The sequence below is a fragment of the Flavobacterium beibuense F44-8 genome, assembly GCF_000769915.1.
GTDB lineage: Bacteria > Bacteroidota > Bacteroidia > Flavobacteriales > Flavobacteriaceae > Flavobacterium > Flavobacterium beibuense.
This window is the reverse complement of record NZ_JRLV01000023.1, coordinates 55,866-71,714: the sequence shown is the minus strand read 5'-3', so window position 1 is coordinate 71,714 and position 15,849 is coordinate 55,866. Positions and strand designations below refer to the sequence as shown.

The window sequence follows — 15,849 nt, the reverse complement described above, 5'->3', positions numbered from 1 at the left end:
TCCCGCGATGTTTCGGGTGCAAATATACAACCATTATACAGAACTACAAGAAAAACACACAAAAATCTTTTTATTTCTTCTATTGCACTGATATGACTACCTTTGCAGCATAACTTTTTTTATATGTCACATAAAGCAGGCTTTGTAAACATTATAGGGAACCCTAATGTAGGGAAATCTACCCTTATGAACGCCTTTGTAGGCGAACGCCTATCTATTATAACCTCTAAAGCACAAACTACCCGCCACCGTATACTGGGTATTGTGAACGGAGAAGACTTCCAGGTTGTGTTATCAGACACTCCCGGAATCATTAAACCCGCCTACGAACTGCAAACATCCATGATGGACTTTGTAAAATCGGCGTTTGAAGATGCCGATGTACTTATCTATATGGTTGAAGTAGGCGAAAAAGACCTTAAGGACGAAGCTTTCTTTAAGAGAATCATTCATGCAAAAATACCGGTATTACTGCTGCTTAATAAAATAGACAAATCGTCTCAGGAGCAACTGGAAGAACAGGTAACGCTTTGGAAAGAGAAAGTACCAAATGCCGAAATCTATCCTATATCGGCACTGGAGAACTTCAACGTGAAAGAAGTATTCAACAGAATTATTGAATTACTACCAGATTCTCCTCCCTATTACCCTAAAGATGCTCTTACCGATAAGCCGGAGCGTTTCTTTGTAAATGAAACCATACGCGAAAAAATCCTTTTAAATTATGACAAGGAAATTCCGTATGCCGTAGAAATTGAAACCGAAGAGTTCTTTGAAGATGAAGATATCATAAGAATAAGAGCCGTTATTATGGTAGAGCGCGATACACAAAAAGGTATTATTATAGGTAACAAAGGAGCAGCCATTAAAAAGGTAGGAATACAGGCAAGAGAAGAGCTGGAAAAATTCTTTGGCAAAAAAATCCACCTTGAAACCTTTGTAAAAGTGAACAAAAACTGGCGCTCTAACCCGTTCCAGCTTAAACGTTTCGGGTACAACCAAAAATAAAACAGTAACTCAAAAACATAGCAAAAAAACTAAGTTACAGACTGTTTAGCAATTTTAGCAGTTTATATGTACTTTTGCAAAAAATTTAAAATAACGAAATGAACAATATCGTAGCTATAGTAGGTAGACCTAACGTAGGAAAATCTACTTTTTTTAACCGACTGATACAGCGCAGGGAAGCTATCGTAGATTCTGTTAGCGGGGTAACGCGTGACAGAAATTACGGAAAAAGCGAATGGAACGGAAAAGAGTTTTCTGTAATAGATACAGGAGGTTACATTAAAGGTTCTGACGATATTTTTGAAGGAGAAATCCGTCGTCAGGTAGAACTTGCTATTGATGAGGCCGATGTTATTATATTCGTTGTAGATGTAGAAGACGGTATCACTCCTATGGATGATGAAGTTGCCAAACTTTTACGCAAGGTTACTAAACCGGTGCTTCTTGCCGTTAACAAAGTAGATAATGCTATGCGTGTTGACGACGCTATTGAGTTTTACAACCTGGGGCTTGGTGAATACTATACCATTGCAGGTATGAGCGGATCGGGTACCGGAGAACTCCTGGATGCCTTAACCGAACTTTTACCGGAACCGGAAGAAGTTGAGGAAGAAGAGGCATTACCACGCTTTGCCGTTGTAGGACGTCCAAATGCAGGAAAATCATCTTTTATCAATGCACTTATTGGTGAAGACAGATATATAGTTACAGATATTGCCGGTACAACCCGCGATGCTATCGACACAAAATACAACCGTTTTGGTTTTGAATTCAATCTTGTAGACACGGCAGGTATACGCCGTAAGGCTAAGGTTAAAGAAGATCTTGAGTTCTATTCGGTAATGCGTTCGGTAAGGGCTATTGAGCACAGTGACATCTGTATACTAATGATAGATGCTACCCGCGGTTTTGAAGGTCAGGATCAGAGTATTTTCTGGCTGGCAGAAAAAAACCGTAAAGGAGTTGTAATCCTTGTAAACAAATGGGATCTTATAGAGAAAGACACTATGAGCACACGCGATTACGAAAAAAGAATACGCGAAGAGCTTCAGCCTTTTAACGATGTGCCAATTCTGTTTGTTTCTGCTTTAACAAAACAGCGTTTACTTAAAGCGCTTGAAACAGCCGTACAGGTATTTGAAAACAGAAAACAGCGTGTTGCCACCTCTAAGCTAAACGAACTAATGTTGCCTATTATAGAGAACAACCCGCCACCGGCACTAAAAGGTAAATACATTAAAATTAAATACTGCATGCAGTTACCAACTCCAACTCCGCAGTTTGTGTTTTTCTGTAACTTACCACAATATGTAAAAGAACCTTACAGACGCTTTATAGAGAATAAGTTAAGGGAAAATTATGACTTTTCGGGTGTACCAATAGACATCTATTTCCGTCAGAAATAAAGTTTTCCTTGCTTTTAACATACTAAAATCATTAATTAGCTGTTTAATAAGACATACCTTACTAACCAGCTAATTTTTTTTTATCGCTATGAAAAAGAGTTCCTTACTCCTCTTTTTATTTTTAATGTTCTCAACATTTTGTTTTGCCCAAAGTATAACCCTTAAAGGAGTTGTTACTGACGACACTAACTATCCCTTGGAATCGGCAACGGTTTATTTAACCTCTGTAAAAGATTCTACGGTAGTAGACTACACTATTACTAAAAAGAACGGATCATGGGAGATGAAAACCCGAAAAATTGATGATCCCGTTTACCTGAAAATTTCCTTTATAGGAATGACCAGCTACACTAAGCGGTTTGAAATTCTAAAAGCAGACGATGATTTTGGCACCATTGTTCTTAAAGATAACGCCACAGAACTTAGTGAAGTGGTTATTAAAGGAGAAGTACCGCCCATCAGGATAAAATCGGACACGCTTGAATTTAATGCTTCATCTTTTAAGGTAAGACCCGATGCTAATGTACAGGAGCTTTTAAAACAATTACCCGGAGTGGAAATTGATGATGAAGGCAAAATAACTGTGAACGGAAAGGAAGTAAACCAGATATTAGTGAACGGCAAACCGTTTTTTGATAAAGATGGTAAAATAGCCCTTCAAAACCTACCTTCAGATATTATAAATAAGGTTCAGGTTACCGATACAAAAACCAAAGAAGAAGAACTATCCGGCGAAAAAGCAAGCGGGAACAATGCCAGTATTAACCTTACCATAGATGAAGACAAAAATAAAGGTGTTTTTGGGAAAGCTATGGCAGGATATGGTAGTGACGACCGCTATGAAAGCAGCCTTCTCTTTAACTACTTTAAAGACAAGCAACGATTAAGCGTACTTGCCTCTTCAAACAATATTAATTCTACCGGCTTCTCCATGGATGAAATTTTCGACAATATGAGAGGCGGACGTAACAGCAATGTATATTACAGCGGAAACGGAAGTTTTAATATTAACGGTGTGCAGTTTGGAGGCGGATCAGGTATAACAAGATCAAATATGGTGGGTATTAGTTTTTCAGACACATGGTTTAAAAAGCTCGACCCTAACATAAACTACTTTTACACCAGCGCCAATAATGAAAATGAAAGCAAGATTCGAATGGAATCATTCCTACCAGATGACGGCTCCGGGATTGCCAAAAAAAATATTACAAACTCAACTTCTAAAAGTGAAAATGATCAATATGCTCACAATGTAAACACTCAGTTTGAGTACAAAATTGACTCAACTTCTACAATTAACTACAGCCCGAGATTTACAAAGAGTAACATAAAAAACCGAAATACCTCATCACAAAAAACTTCTAATCAGGACGATGTTTTAATTAATGAGAGCGCCGGAACTACATTCTCTGAAACTGACGCCAACAACTTTGAAAGTAATTTAGATTACCATAAAGCTTTTAGGCATAAAGGCAGAGGTATAAGCCTGTCGCTTTACAATGAAAACAACAAGAGCGAAGGAGCTAATTACAACCAGTCTGACACTTACTTTTATGAAAACGGCAATACAAGATCAGACATAAGAAACCAGGTTAGATACAACAGAAAAGCCGTTGACAATTACAGGCTTAGAGCAAGATACTCTGAACCGGTAACCGATTCACTTAAACTGATAATTAGCGCTGAATACACCAGCAATCAGCAAATTGAAGACAGAGAAGGATTTAACTTTAATGAAGAAACCGGCGACTTTTCAACAGTAAGTGATTCATTAACTAATTACCTTTCCTCAAGAACAAATACGGTAACACCTACCGCAGGGATAAGCATCAATAAAAGCAAGTATTCACTTACTTTTGAAGCAGGAACATCAATCTCACAATTTGACAACTTTTCAAGCTATCTGGGAACGAACTATAATCTTAATAAAACATACATATACCCTAGTGTAAACTTATATGGTAATTATAGGTTAAGCAAATCAAAGTATCTATATGCAAACTACAGCTACGATGTTTGGTTCCCACAGGCAAGTCAGGTACTACCGGTAGAAGACTTCAGTAACCCGCTCTATACCTTTATAGGAAATCCGGATCTTGACCCAAACAAATACCACAACTACTACTTATCATTTGGTAATTATGACTACTCAACCAGATCAGGGTATAATGTTTATGGTGGAGGTAATTATACTACCAGTGATATAGTTGATAAAACAACAATAGACTCTAGTGGTAAAAACACAACTACCTATACCAATGTTTCGGGAGTATACGGCACATGGTTTGGAGCAAGCGCTAATAAAACATTTAAAAAAGATGAGCACTCTTTTAGAGTAAACATTGGAGTAAACGGAGGTTATGATAAAGGAAAGGCATTTACAAACAATATACAATATGAGTCAGACTCATATCGTATTTCTCCAAAAATCGGAATAAATTATGATTTTGGCGAGTTATTGAATATATCTCCTTCATACAAGTACACCTACCGAAAAACAGACTATACAAATTTCAATGTTGATTCACGCTCTAATTTTACCCATGTAATAAACCTGCAAACAACCAGTTACTGGCCTAAACATTTTGTTTTAGGAAATGACTTTGGGTACACCTATAACTCTCAGCTTTCAGACGGGTTTAAGAAAGACTTCTTTTTATGGAATGCAAGTTTAGGCTATAACTTTTACAACGACCAGTTATTATTTAAAGTAAAAGTTTACGATATTTTAGATCAAAATCTGGGTACATCCAGAACCATATCATCAAACTTAATTTACGACCAGCAAAACACTGTTTTAAAACGTTACGTAATGTTTTCTCTTACCTATAAGATCAAAAAATTTGGCGGTAAAGAATCTAAAAACAGAGGAAGCCGTTTTTGGATGTTCTAAATATATGCATATAAAAAAAGAGGCTGCAATTTGCAGCCTCTTTTTTTATTAACCCTTTACAGTAAAACCTATTTCTTTTTTCTGTTCATCGGTAAGCCCCCACATATCCTGAAAATCGCAGTTCAAAAGATAATATTTCACCTTAAAGTCTTTTTCATTTTGCTTTAAAAGATTAACCCAATCAAATGCTTTTTCTTCATTAAGCTTACCTGCATATAATGCCCAGTTAATTAAAACATAAGCATCATATCCTTTTTCTATTTCAATCTTATCACCATTTGGCTTAACCAAAAAATCTGTCATTTTAAAAACATTAAAAGATACATCTTCAGCCAAGCTGTCAATAGCTTTTATATCATCAATAAAACCACTCACTTTTGCATTACAATCTTCCGGTGTTTTCTGATAATTCACAAAGTTTCCTGCTGAGTTAAAAAACATAGCATTAGGTATCTTCATTCCTCTCTTTATCGCTGTAACATAACTTGTAAAATCTTTAAACACCATCACATTAGCAGTATCCATATCTTTTTTAATGAGATATTCAGTAATAGCCTCTTTACTTTCAAACTCAGGGTCTTTTATCCCGTAGGATTTTACCAGCATTGATTTACAACTAAATAGCGACAGGGAAGCCGTTAAGACAATAAGTAAAATTTTCTTCATTTTTATACGGTTGGTTTAAGTGCTAAATCTAATTATTTAACATAAATAACCAAAACAAAAAGAGGCAGCAAATTGCTGCCTCTTTTTGTTTTATATAAATTCGGTTAAGTCATTTTACCAGCTTCCTCCGGCACCGCCGCCATTAAAGCCACCGCCACCGAAGCCACCGCCAAAACCTCCGCCGCCGGAACCTCCTCCAAAGCCGCTACCACCGCCGAAGCCACCGCCACGACCTAAGCTGCTTAATATTATTATATCGGCTAAGGTAGACCCTGCTGATCTGTTACCACGACCGCCACCGCCACCGCCTCTACGGGATAGTATGGAAATAATTACTATAAATAAAAATATAAAAAAGAAAACTAAACCTCCTCCAACACCTTTTTCTCTTTTAGCACCTCCTTTATATTCACCTTTAAGCACCTGCATTATTGCAGTAGTTCCTTTATCTATACCTGCATAGTAATTCCCTCTCTTAAACTCAGGAGTAATTTCATTATCAATAATCCTTTTAGTCATAGCATCGGTGAGCAGGTGCTGCGTACCTACACCGGTTTGGATAAATACTTTCCTGTCATCTTTAGCTATCATTAACAAGACTCCATTATCCTTCCCCTTTTGACCAACTTTCCATTTATCAGCTATATCAAACGCATATTTCCATGGCGCCTCACCCCCTGTCGTACTAACAACAACCACAGCTATTTGAGTAGACGTTGTATCGGCATAGTTAATTAACTTTTGCTCAATAGCCTTTTTTTCAGAGGGGCTTAGTAATTGAGTTTTAAACTCATAATAGCTGGTTTCAAAACTTGGCCTTTCAGGTATCTCTACAGTTTGCCCTACAGCCAGGCTACTTAAAAGCAACAGGCTAAAGAACATAATATTTTTAAACAATTGTTTCATTTAGCTTTTTGAAATTTCATTAGACAGTTCATTTTCATCATCATCAGTATAGGGAAAATAACTTTTTAAGCGTTCTCCTGCCTTTAGTATCCCCTGTACCAAACCGTCTTTGTATTTTTTTTCTTTAAAGTGAGAAATTACCAAATCTTTAGTGCTATTCCAAAAATCTGCCCCAACAGCCTTATCGATTCCCTCATCACCAATTATAGCAAAAGTATGATCACTAACGCCTACGTAAAATAAAACTCCGTTACGGGCTGCAGTGGTCTCCATGCCTAATTGATAAAAAACCTCCTGAGCTCTTTCGAGTGGAGGTTTTTCTGAATGATTTTCGATGTGTACCCTGATTTCTCCCGAGGTATTTTTTTCTGCTGTTACTATCGCATCAACAATTTCTTTTTCTTCTTCGGGTGTTAAAAATTCTTCGGTTACAGACATTATATATTTTATTTAAAAATTAAACTCAACATCCGTAGCTTTTTCAGCACCTTCTTCAGCTTTAAATCTAGCCATATCCTCAAAACCAAACAGACTGGCAAAAATTACTGTTGGGAATTTATGCTTTTTAATATCATAAGCATTTACCGCCTCATTGTATCTGTCTCTTACCACATTAATTCTGTTTTCGGTACCCTCAAGCTGTGACTGTAAATCACGGAAATTTTGATTAGCCTTTAATTCAGGATAACGCTCTACAGAAACCAGTAATCTTGATAAAGCTCCCGACACTCCATTTTGTGCCTGTTGGAATTGTGCCATTTGCTCAGGAGTAATATTTGCAGGATCTATGTTTACAGAAGTAGCCTTAGCACGAGCCTCAATAACTTCAGTTAGTGTTTTTCTTTCAAAATCGGCAGCTCCCTGTACAGTTTTCACCAAATTACCAATAAGATCATTTCTTCTTTGATAACTGCTCTCAACATTAGACCAAGCCGTTTTAGCATCTGCCCTAACAGTAACTAAACCGTTATAAGATGAAACACTCCAAATTCCTAAAATTGCAATTACTACAATAACAATTAACCACTTTTTCATTTATGTTTGTTTTTAAAGTTCGTTTTTAATGTTTAATAAACTTGTTTTGATAGCCTCTAATTTACGAATTATCTCAAACTTATCCAGCGTTTTTTTCTGTCCTTCCTTTAAGTGGACCTTCGCCCCTTCAAGAGTAAACCCTCTCTCTTTTACCAAATGGTATATAAGCTGTAGGTTTTTAACATCTTCAGGGGTAAACATCCTGTTGCCTTTGGCATTTTTCTTTGGTTTAAGGACATCAAATTCCTTATCCCAAAACCGTATAAGTGATGAGTTCACGTTAAAAGCAGTGGCGAGTTCGCCTATGCTGTAGTATCTTTTTTCAGGCAGGTCTAAATGCATTAGTCAAGCGATTGGTTTTCCTGATTAGCTAATTTAGAAATTAAAACGTATTCTTTTGCAGAAATGTTTCCGTAATAGAAATTAATAGGATTAATAACCTCTCCTCCTTTATGCACTTCATAATGAAGGTGAGGCGCTTCCGACCTACCGGTACTACCTACAAAACCTATCACATCTCCCCTTTTTACTTTTTGTCCAACTTTTACATTGTATTTACTAAGGTGAGCATACAGGGTTTCATAACCAAAACCGTGTTTTATCACTATATGATTACCATAACCTGTAGCTTTGCTGTCGGCACGCTGTACCACTCCGTCACCGGTTGCATAGATAGGTGTTCCGGTTTTAGCCGAAAAGTCCATCCCCGCATGAAACTTCCTTATTTTGGTAAAAGGGTCACTCCTGTATCCAAAACCCGAAGCCATGTGTCTCAAATCTTCATTCTTTACAGGCTGTATGGCAGGTATGGCAGCAAGTAACTGTTCTTTATCTTTTGCCAGTTTTGCAATTTCATCTAGCGATTTAGACTGCACCGCAAGTTCTTTAAGCAGTATATTCAGCCTGTTTGTAGTATTAATTACAAGGTCAGAGTTATTATACCCTTCCAGTTCCTTATAACGGTTAACCCCACCGAAACCGGCTTTGCGCTGTTCATCGGGTATTGCAGATGTGTTAAAGTAAGCTCTGTACAAATCGTTATCCCTGTCTTCAATAGCCTCAAGTGCAGCAGTGGCCTCTTCCATTTGCTTACTGATTATCTCATAGTTCACCTTAAGATTCTCTATCTCGCGTGCCTGCAGCTTATCTTTAGGAGTTTCAAAAAACGGGGTATTTAAAAGCACCACAAAAGCCAAAAAACCAAAAAGTGCCGAAGACACTAAAAAAAGCGCCACAACACCAAGTCGTTTTCCCTTTTTGGGTTTAATTTTACGATATGCCAGATTTTCTGTATCGTAATAATATTTTACCTTCGCCATGTTCTAATTTATTCTATTTTTGCACCTTAGATAAAAGGTTGTAAAATCGGGTATTTTGATAAACGAACAAATTTAGCAAATGTTACGGTTTTGCAGTGGTTTTTTTGAGCTAACTGCACCTTTTTTAATTTTTAAAGAACATAAACATTTTCATAAAGCATGAAATCTCAGGATATCAGGAAGCAGTTTTTAGATTTTTTTAAAGACAGAGGTCACTTAATTGTCCCGTCGGCACCTATTGTAACCAAAGACGACCCAACCCTTATGTTTAACAACTCGGGGATGGCACAGTTTAAGGAATTCTTTTTAGGTAACGGTACGCCAAAAAGTAAAAGGATAGCCGATACCCAAAAATGTCTTCGTGTTTCAGGGAAGCACAATGACCTTGAAGAGGTAGGTATTGACACTTACCACCATACCATGTTCGAAATGCTTGGTAACTGGAGCTTTGGCGATTACTTTAAAAAAGAAGCGATTCACTGGGCCTGGGAACTGCTAACCGAAGTTTACAAGATAGACAAAGACATCCTTTATGTTACCATATTTGAAGGTAATAAGGAAGATAACCTGCCTATGGATCAGGAAGCTTATGATATATGGAAAGAGCTTATCTCTGAAGACCGCATCCTTATGGGTAACAAAAAGGACAACTTCTGGGAAATGGGCGACCAGGGACCATGCGGACCATGTAGCGAGATACACGTAGACATCCGTTCTGCAGAAGAGAAAGCACAAAAAGCAGGTCGCGAACTTGTAAACGCCGATCACCCTCAGGTTGTTGAGATATGGAATAACGTATTTATGGAGTTTAACCGTAAAGCCGACGGCTCGCTTGAAAAGCTACCGGCACAACACGTAGATACTGGTATGGGCTTTGAACGCTTATGTATGGTTTTACAGGGTGTACAGTCTAACTACGATACCGATGTGTTTACTCCGCTTATCAACAAAATAGAAAATCTTACAGGTAAAAAATATACTATAAAGGCGGCTAACGATAAAGATGAAAAACTAAACATCGCCATCCGTGTTATTGCAGACCACGTTAGGGCTGTGGCTTTTGCAATTGCCGATGGTCAGCTTCCATCAAACAATGGTGCAGGTTATGTTATCAGGAGGATATTAAGACGAGCCATCCGTTACGCATTTACCTTCCTTGATAAAAAAGAGCCTTTCATCTTTGAGCTGGTTGACACTTTAAGCAGCCAGATGGGTGAATTTTTCCCTGAAATCAAATCACAAAAAATACTGGTTCAAAATGTAATTCGTGAAGAGGAAACTTCTTTCCTTAGAACATTAGACCAGGGATTACAGTTACTTGAAAACGTTATTGCCTCTACCGAAGGTAAAGTGGTATCAGGACAAAAAGCTTTTGAACTGTATGATACTTTTGGCTTCCCTATCGACTTAACAGCCCTTATCCTTAGAGAGAAAGGTTACAGCCTTGACGAAGCTGGTTTTGAAGCTGCAATGCAGGAACAGAAATCAAGATCGAGAGCAGCATCGGAAGTTTCTACTGCCGACTGGACCATACTAACCGAAGGTAACACCGAAACTTTTGTGGGCTACGATCAGTTAGTGAACGAGGTAAAAGTTACCCGTTACCGTAAAGTAGATTCTAAAAAAGACGGCACCATTTACCAGATAGTACTTAACAACACTCCGTTCTACCCTGAAGGTGGTGGTCAGGTAGGTGACAAAGGCAAACTGGTTTCGGCAAACGAAACTATCGAGGTAATCGACACTAAAAAGGAAAACAACCTTATATTACATATTACTAAAAAACTGCCTGAAAACATTAACAGTACATTTACTGCACAAGTTAACGAGAAGCTACGAAATGACTCGGCAAGTAATCACTCTGCCACTCACCTGCTTCACCAGGCATTACGTTCTGTTTTAGGTACACATGTAGAACAAAAAGGATCTTTAGTAAGTCCTAATTATCTTCGTTTTGACTTCTCTCACTTCTCTAAAGTTACCGATGAAGAACTTAAACAGGTGGAAGACTTTGTGAACGCAAGAATACAGGAACACCTTCCGCTAATAGAAAGAAGAAGTATACCGTTCCAACAGGCTATTGACGAAGGAGCTATGGCTTTATTTGGTGAGAAATACGGAGATAATGTACGCGCTATTAAATTTGGCGAAAGTATGGAGCTTTGCGGTGGCATACACGTTAAAAATACTGCTGATATATGGTACTTTAAAATTGTTAGCGAAAGCGCAGTAGCCGCTGGTATACGCCGTATTGAGGCTATTACTAACGAAGCCGTTAAAGAATACTTTGCTTCTCAGGAAAACGCTCTTAGCGAAATTAAAGCCGCTCTTAAAAATCCGCAGGATACCCTTAAAGCTGTTGCTTCATTACAGGATGAGAATGCAAAACTTAAAAAACAACTAGAGGCTTTACTTAAAGACAAAGCCAAAAACCTGAAAGGTGAGCTTGCTGCCGAAATACAGGAAATAAACGGAGTGAAATTCCTGGCAAAACAGGTAGATCTTGATGCTGCCGGAGCTAAAGATCTTATTTATGAACTGGGTAACCTAGGCAACAACCTGTTTATTTTACTTGCTACAGTACAGGACGACAAACCTATGCTAAGCTGCTACATCTCGAAGGAGCTTGTTGCCGAAAAAGGGCTAAATGCCGGACAGGTAGTTCGTGAACTTGGAAAACACATACAGGGAGGCGGAGGCGGACAGCCGTTTTTTGCCACTGCCGGTGGTAAAAATGTAAACGGTATAAACGATGCCTTAGCCGCTGCTGTCGACTTTATAAAATAGTTTTTTATAATAAAATTATATTAAACGGTCGGTAACCTTAGTTTAGGATTACCGACCGTTTTTTTTTATTTCTGTTTTTATTTTTTTTATATATTTACAGTTAACCAACTAAACTAACAAACACCTTACTCATGAGAAATTTTCATTTTCTTTTAGTTACTGCATTACTTTTTTTGATCTCTTCATGCTCCGTAGACGATGGTGCGGGACCGGAAAACCCTGCACAAGAACCTGTATTGTATGAGCACCCTATGCCGAAAGACATAACAATAACATCTGCTGACGGAAGTATCAAATCCATGCATTTTGAATATGCCGACACCAACAGTTATAGTGGAAAAATCACAAAAATCACATATGAAGACGGCAGTTATGATGACTTTATTTATAATTATGATATCGGTTTGGTAGAATTAAACAGGGTGAAAAATGGTGAAACTATAGAATACACCCAGTTTGAGTATGATTCTTCTAATTTATTAAAAAAAAGACGATATGTGCTAAGGGAAGATGACGAACCATTGATGTACGTAACTACTTTCAGCCATAATACAAGTACTAAGACTCACATGAGACAACAATCAGAGAACGACCCGTTTTTTGAAGAACAAAGCATTTCTTTCCAAACTTACTTTAACCATTTTGTTTTCGTTGAAAACCTAAACAACAATACATCAAGTTCGTTTGAATATACTACCGAAACATATTCTCCATATGTTTTTGTAACTAATCGTGAAAACCTGCTATGGATATTTTTCTATATTACTGACAGAAACTGCACTATGGAAAGAAAATACATTGATGGTGTAAATGCAGGACAGGACAGGTATGACTACATTTATAATGAAGAAAAATTCCCTGTAGAAGTAAAAAAATACAACAACGCATCAAACGAGTTACTGGAAACCACAACTTATAGTTACTATAACCTGTAACGCAGATAAAAAATGTATTACTATTTTTGCCATATAAAAGCAACTATAGTATTATGCAATTCAGAACCCAAATACCTGTCCCAAAAAGTAACTCACCTATTAGTTATGATTCTGAGATAGTGTCTTTGGGTTCTTGCTTTGCAGTAAATATGGGAGAGAAATTCAATTACTTTAAATTCCAAAACACCATAAACCCTTTCGGGATATTGTTTCATCCTGTCGCCTTAAGCAAGTTTATAGATTACACTCTTAATGAAAAGGAATTCACTGAAGTTGATATTTTTTTCCACAATGAGCGCTGGCATTGTTTTGACGCACACTCAGACCTTAGCAATAACAGTAAAGAAGCTTTACTGGAAAGCCTTAACAGCACAGTTAAAAACAGCTCACAGAAGCTAAAAACAGCTTCTCACCTTATTTTAACACTGGGCACTGCATGGGTTTACCGCTTAAACAAAACCAACTCACTCGTTGCTAATTGCCATAAAGTACCTCAAAAGGAATTTAGTAAGGAGTTACTATCTGTTTTAGTAATAAAGGAAGCCTTATTAAACATCATTGAGAATATCACTAAAGTAAATCCTAAAATCAGCATCACCTTTACAGTCTCTCCGGTTAGACACATTAAAGACGGTTTTACTCAAAACCAATGGAGCAAAGCCAACCTCATCTCGGCTGTTCATGAAATAATAAAGGAAAGCAATAAAAACATCAGCTACTTCCCGTCGTATGAAATTATGATGGACGAGTTAAGAGATTATCGTTTTTATGCTGAAGATATGATACACCCTAACCAAATAGCCATTGATTATATTTGGGAACGTTTTAGTGAGAATACCATTACTGAAGAAGCTCTTAAAACCATGAAAGAGGCCGACGCCATACAAAAAGGGTTACAGCACCGATCCTTTAACCCGGAGTCGGATCAACACAAGGCTTTCTTAGTAAAGCTTGAACAGAAAATCACAGCTTTACAGAAAAAGCACCCTCATATTGTATTCCAATAAAAAAGGACGCTTAAAGCGCCCTTTCTGTTATTAGGAAATTTTTTCTTTTTCAAAAATAAGTTCGAGTCCGCCATCAACTAAATGAGCTACCTCAGGTCGTTTTTTCTTTACCTCATCAAGATGAAGTACTACTTTATTAAGCAATTCTTCCTGTTTGTTTTTATGTAAAAGTTCGGCTATCTCAACAGATAACAACCAGTCGTTAGGATGACTCTCTTTCACTTTGGTAAATATAGCTTCAAGATCACCTGTAGCACCACTTCTTATGTCTCTAACGTTTTGATACAAACCTTCCAGTTCCTGTCTCTCTACAGATTTTTTCGCTTTTATGGTTTGGCTTGAAGGCACATGTGTAATAAGATCGAAGCTGTTCACATCAGCAGGGCCAGAGAAAGCAGAAACCACCTTCTTACCTACCGCCATATCATAAGTTCCCCATTCCGGTTGGAATAACACAGTATCACCATGAGTAACGGTACAGTCTTTAAAGCTTATCAGGATTATTTTCCCCTGTATGTTTCTGGTTCCGGTTATAATTTCACCGTTTACAGTTACATCTCCTTCAAATTCAAGAGTAACTCTTTCACCTTCATACACACCATACGCTTTTAAGTCACGCGGACTCATATCTTCAATCGCCAGGTTAATCCCTTTAAGTTTACCCACAGGACTACCAAAACCTTCGGCATGGTATGATGTACCATGACCTACCAGCTCTTTTTCCCTGTAAGCAAGCGCTGTACCACCGGTACATTGCAGGTAAATAGGTTTACCTTCATTTTCTATAACATTAGAAAAAACTCCTGAAATCTGCACACCTGTACTAAGTTCAACAGTACCTAAGGCATTAGAATTAATAAGCTTCTGAACCCCCGAAAGCCCTCCGGTACGCAAAGCCATTTTGTTAGCAAACTCCTCAAGCACCAGGCTTAAATGAGCAAAATCAGGCGTTACAAAAAGTTGCGGCTGCGGTTTTGTAATATCAAAACTCTGATAAGCCGCATTTATATCGTATGGTAATTTGGTAACATTATCAGTCATACACCAGGCACTTTCCCCAATAGACGAAAGCAATCCTGCGCCATATATTTTAGGGTCTTCAACCGTACCTATAAGTCCGTACTCCACTGTCCACCAGTGTAGGTTACGTATAAGCGCCATTTCACTAAGCTCACCAAGATCGTTTTGAAGTTCGTCTACCCTTTTCTCGGCAGCTTCAATTTCGTCCTGCGGCGTACCTTCAGCTTCCTTCAAAATGGAAAGCAACCTGATAGCCTCATATATCTCATAATCTCTAGCCGACGAAATTGCCTTACAGCCAATTTCACCAAACCTTCTAAGATACTCGGCATATTCCGGGTTTGCAATAATAGGTGCGTGTCCTGCTCCTTCGTGAATAATATCGGGAGCCGGAGTATATTCTATATGTTCAAGCTGACGGATATCGGAAGCTATAACAAGTACATTATACGCCTGAAACTCCATAAAGGCATTAGGCGGAATAAAACCATCTACCGCTACGGCAGCCCATCCTATTTCCTTTAGTATCCTGTTCATACCATACATACTTGGTATGCTGTCTACCTCAATACCTGTTTTTTTAAGACCATCCAAATAAGAACTGTGAGCTACTTTACTAAGATAATCCACATTTTTACGCATAACATAGCGCCAAACTGCCTGGTTTATGGGAGTATACTCTTCATAATCCTGCGGTTTAATAAACTGTTTCAGGTGCTTAGGCAACCTGTCTATCAACGGATTACTTTCAATAGTAGCATTCATAATATAGTAGTCTTAGTAATTGAGGTAAAATTACGAAATTCTCAATTAATTTCTACCATATAAAAAAAATCAATTGTTAATACCTAAAATTTAAACTCAATA

Annotated in this window: 13 protein-coding genes; 6 read left to right on the top strand and 7 right to left on the bottom strand. The window is 37.8% G+C overall.

From position 1 onward, the window contains the following. The first annotated feature begins 123 nt into the window (after positions 1-123). From era to Q763_RS15580, 3 genes are all read left to right on the top strand, one after another. Complete coding sequence (gene era / locus Q763_RS15590) at positions 124-1,008, top strand: GTPase Era (protein ID WP_035135962.1); 885 nt, start codon at positions 124-126, stop codon at positions 1,006-1,008. Between the two features lie 98 nt (positions 1,009-1,106). Then, the gene (der, locus tag Q763_RS15585; RefSeq protein ID WP_035135961.1) at positions 1,107-2,414 is read left to right on the top strand and encodes a ribosome biogenesis GTPase Der; all 1,308 of its coding nucleotides are present in this window, start codon (positions 1,107-1,109) and stop codon (positions 2,412-2,414) included. Between the two features lie 88 nt (positions 2,415-2,502). Next, a complete protein-coding gene (locus Q763_RS15580; RefSeq protein WP_035135960.1) occupies positions 2,503-5,307 on the top strand; it encodes an outer membrane beta-barrel protein in 2,805 nt (934 codons plus the stop codon). Positions 5,308-5,355: 48 nt separating this feature from the next. Here Q763_RS15580 and Q763_RS15575 read toward each other — a convergent pair whose 3' ends face one another. From Q763_RS15575 to Q763_RS15550, 6 genes are all read right to left on the bottom strand, one after another. Next, positions 5,356-5,973 carry a hypothetical protein gene (locus Q763_RS15575; protein WP_157499478.1) on the bottom strand — a complete coding sequence of 206 codons (618 nt, stop codon included), beginning with the start codon at positions 5,971-5,973 and terminating at the stop codon, positions 5,356-5,358. Positions 5,974-6,087: 114 nt separating this feature from the next. Beyond that, positions 6,088-6,879, bottom strand: a complete 792-nt coding sequence (locus Q763_RS18070) for a TPM domain-containing protein (RefSeq protein WP_035135958.1) — start codon at positions 6,877-6,879, stop codon at positions 6,088-6,090. Beyond that, on the bottom strand, positions 6,880-7,317 hold the full coding sequence (locus Q763_RS15565) for a TPM domain-containing protein (protein ID WP_035135957.1): 438 nt from the start codon (positions 7,315-7,317) through the stop codon (positions 6,880-6,882). A gap of 12 nt (positions 7,318-7,329) precedes the next feature. Further along, the gene (locus Q763_RS15560) at positions 7,330-7,914 is read right to left on the bottom strand and encodes a LemA family protein (RefSeq protein WP_035135956.1); all 585 of its coding nucleotides are present in this window, start codon (positions 7,912-7,914) and stop codon (positions 7,330-7,332) included. Between the two features lie 12 nt (positions 7,915-7,926). After that, positions 7,927-8,256 carry a MerR family transcriptional regulator gene (locus tag Q763_RS15555; protein ID WP_035135955.1) on the bottom strand — a complete coding sequence of 110 codons (330 nt, stop codon included), beginning with the start codon at positions 8,254-8,256 and terminating at the stop codon, positions 7,927-7,929. Continuing rightward, positions 8,256-9,233, bottom strand: a complete 978-nt coding sequence (locus tag Q763_RS15550) for a M23 family metallopeptidase (protein ID WP_035135954.1) — start codon at positions 9,231-9,233, stop codon at positions 8,256-8,258. The genes Q763_RS15555 and Q763_RS15550 overlap by 1 nt, the downstream gene beginning before the upstream one ends. A gap of 159 nt (positions 9,234-9,392) precedes the next feature. Here Q763_RS15550 and alaS point away from each other — a divergent pair, with 159 nt between their 5' ends. The 3 genes from alaS to Q763_RS15535 all read left to right on the top strand — a co-directional run bounded on the left by alaS (position 9,393) and on the right by Q763_RS15535 (position 13,962). Further along, positions 9,393-12,020, top strand: a complete 2,628-nt coding sequence (gene alaS / locus Q763_RS15545) for an alanine--tRNA ligase (protein ID WP_035135953.1) — start codon at positions 9,393-9,395, stop codon at positions 12,018-12,020. A gap of 131 nt (positions 12,021-12,151) precedes the next feature. Beyond that, on the top strand, positions 12,152-12,955 hold the full coding sequence (locus Q763_RS15540) for a hypothetical protein (protein WP_035135952.1): 804 nt from the start codon (positions 12,152-12,154) through the stop codon (positions 12,953-12,955). Positions 12,956-13,008: 53 nt separating this feature from the next. Then, complete coding sequence (locus Q763_RS15535) at positions 13,009-13,962, top strand: GSCFA domain-containing protein (RefSeq protein WP_035135951.1); 954 nt, start codon at positions 13,009-13,011, stop codon at positions 13,960-13,962. Between the two features lie 30 nt (positions 13,963-13,992). On the opposite strand, the gene Q763_RS15530 is transcribed toward Q763_RS15535, so the two are convergent. Further along, on the bottom strand, positions 13,993-15,747 hold the full coding sequence (locus tag Q763_RS15530) for an aromatic amino acid hydroxylase (RefSeq protein ID WP_035135950.1): 1,755 nt from the start codon (positions 15,745-15,747) through the stop codon (positions 13,993-13,995). Between the last annotated feature and the right edge of the window lie 102 nt (positions 15,748-15,849).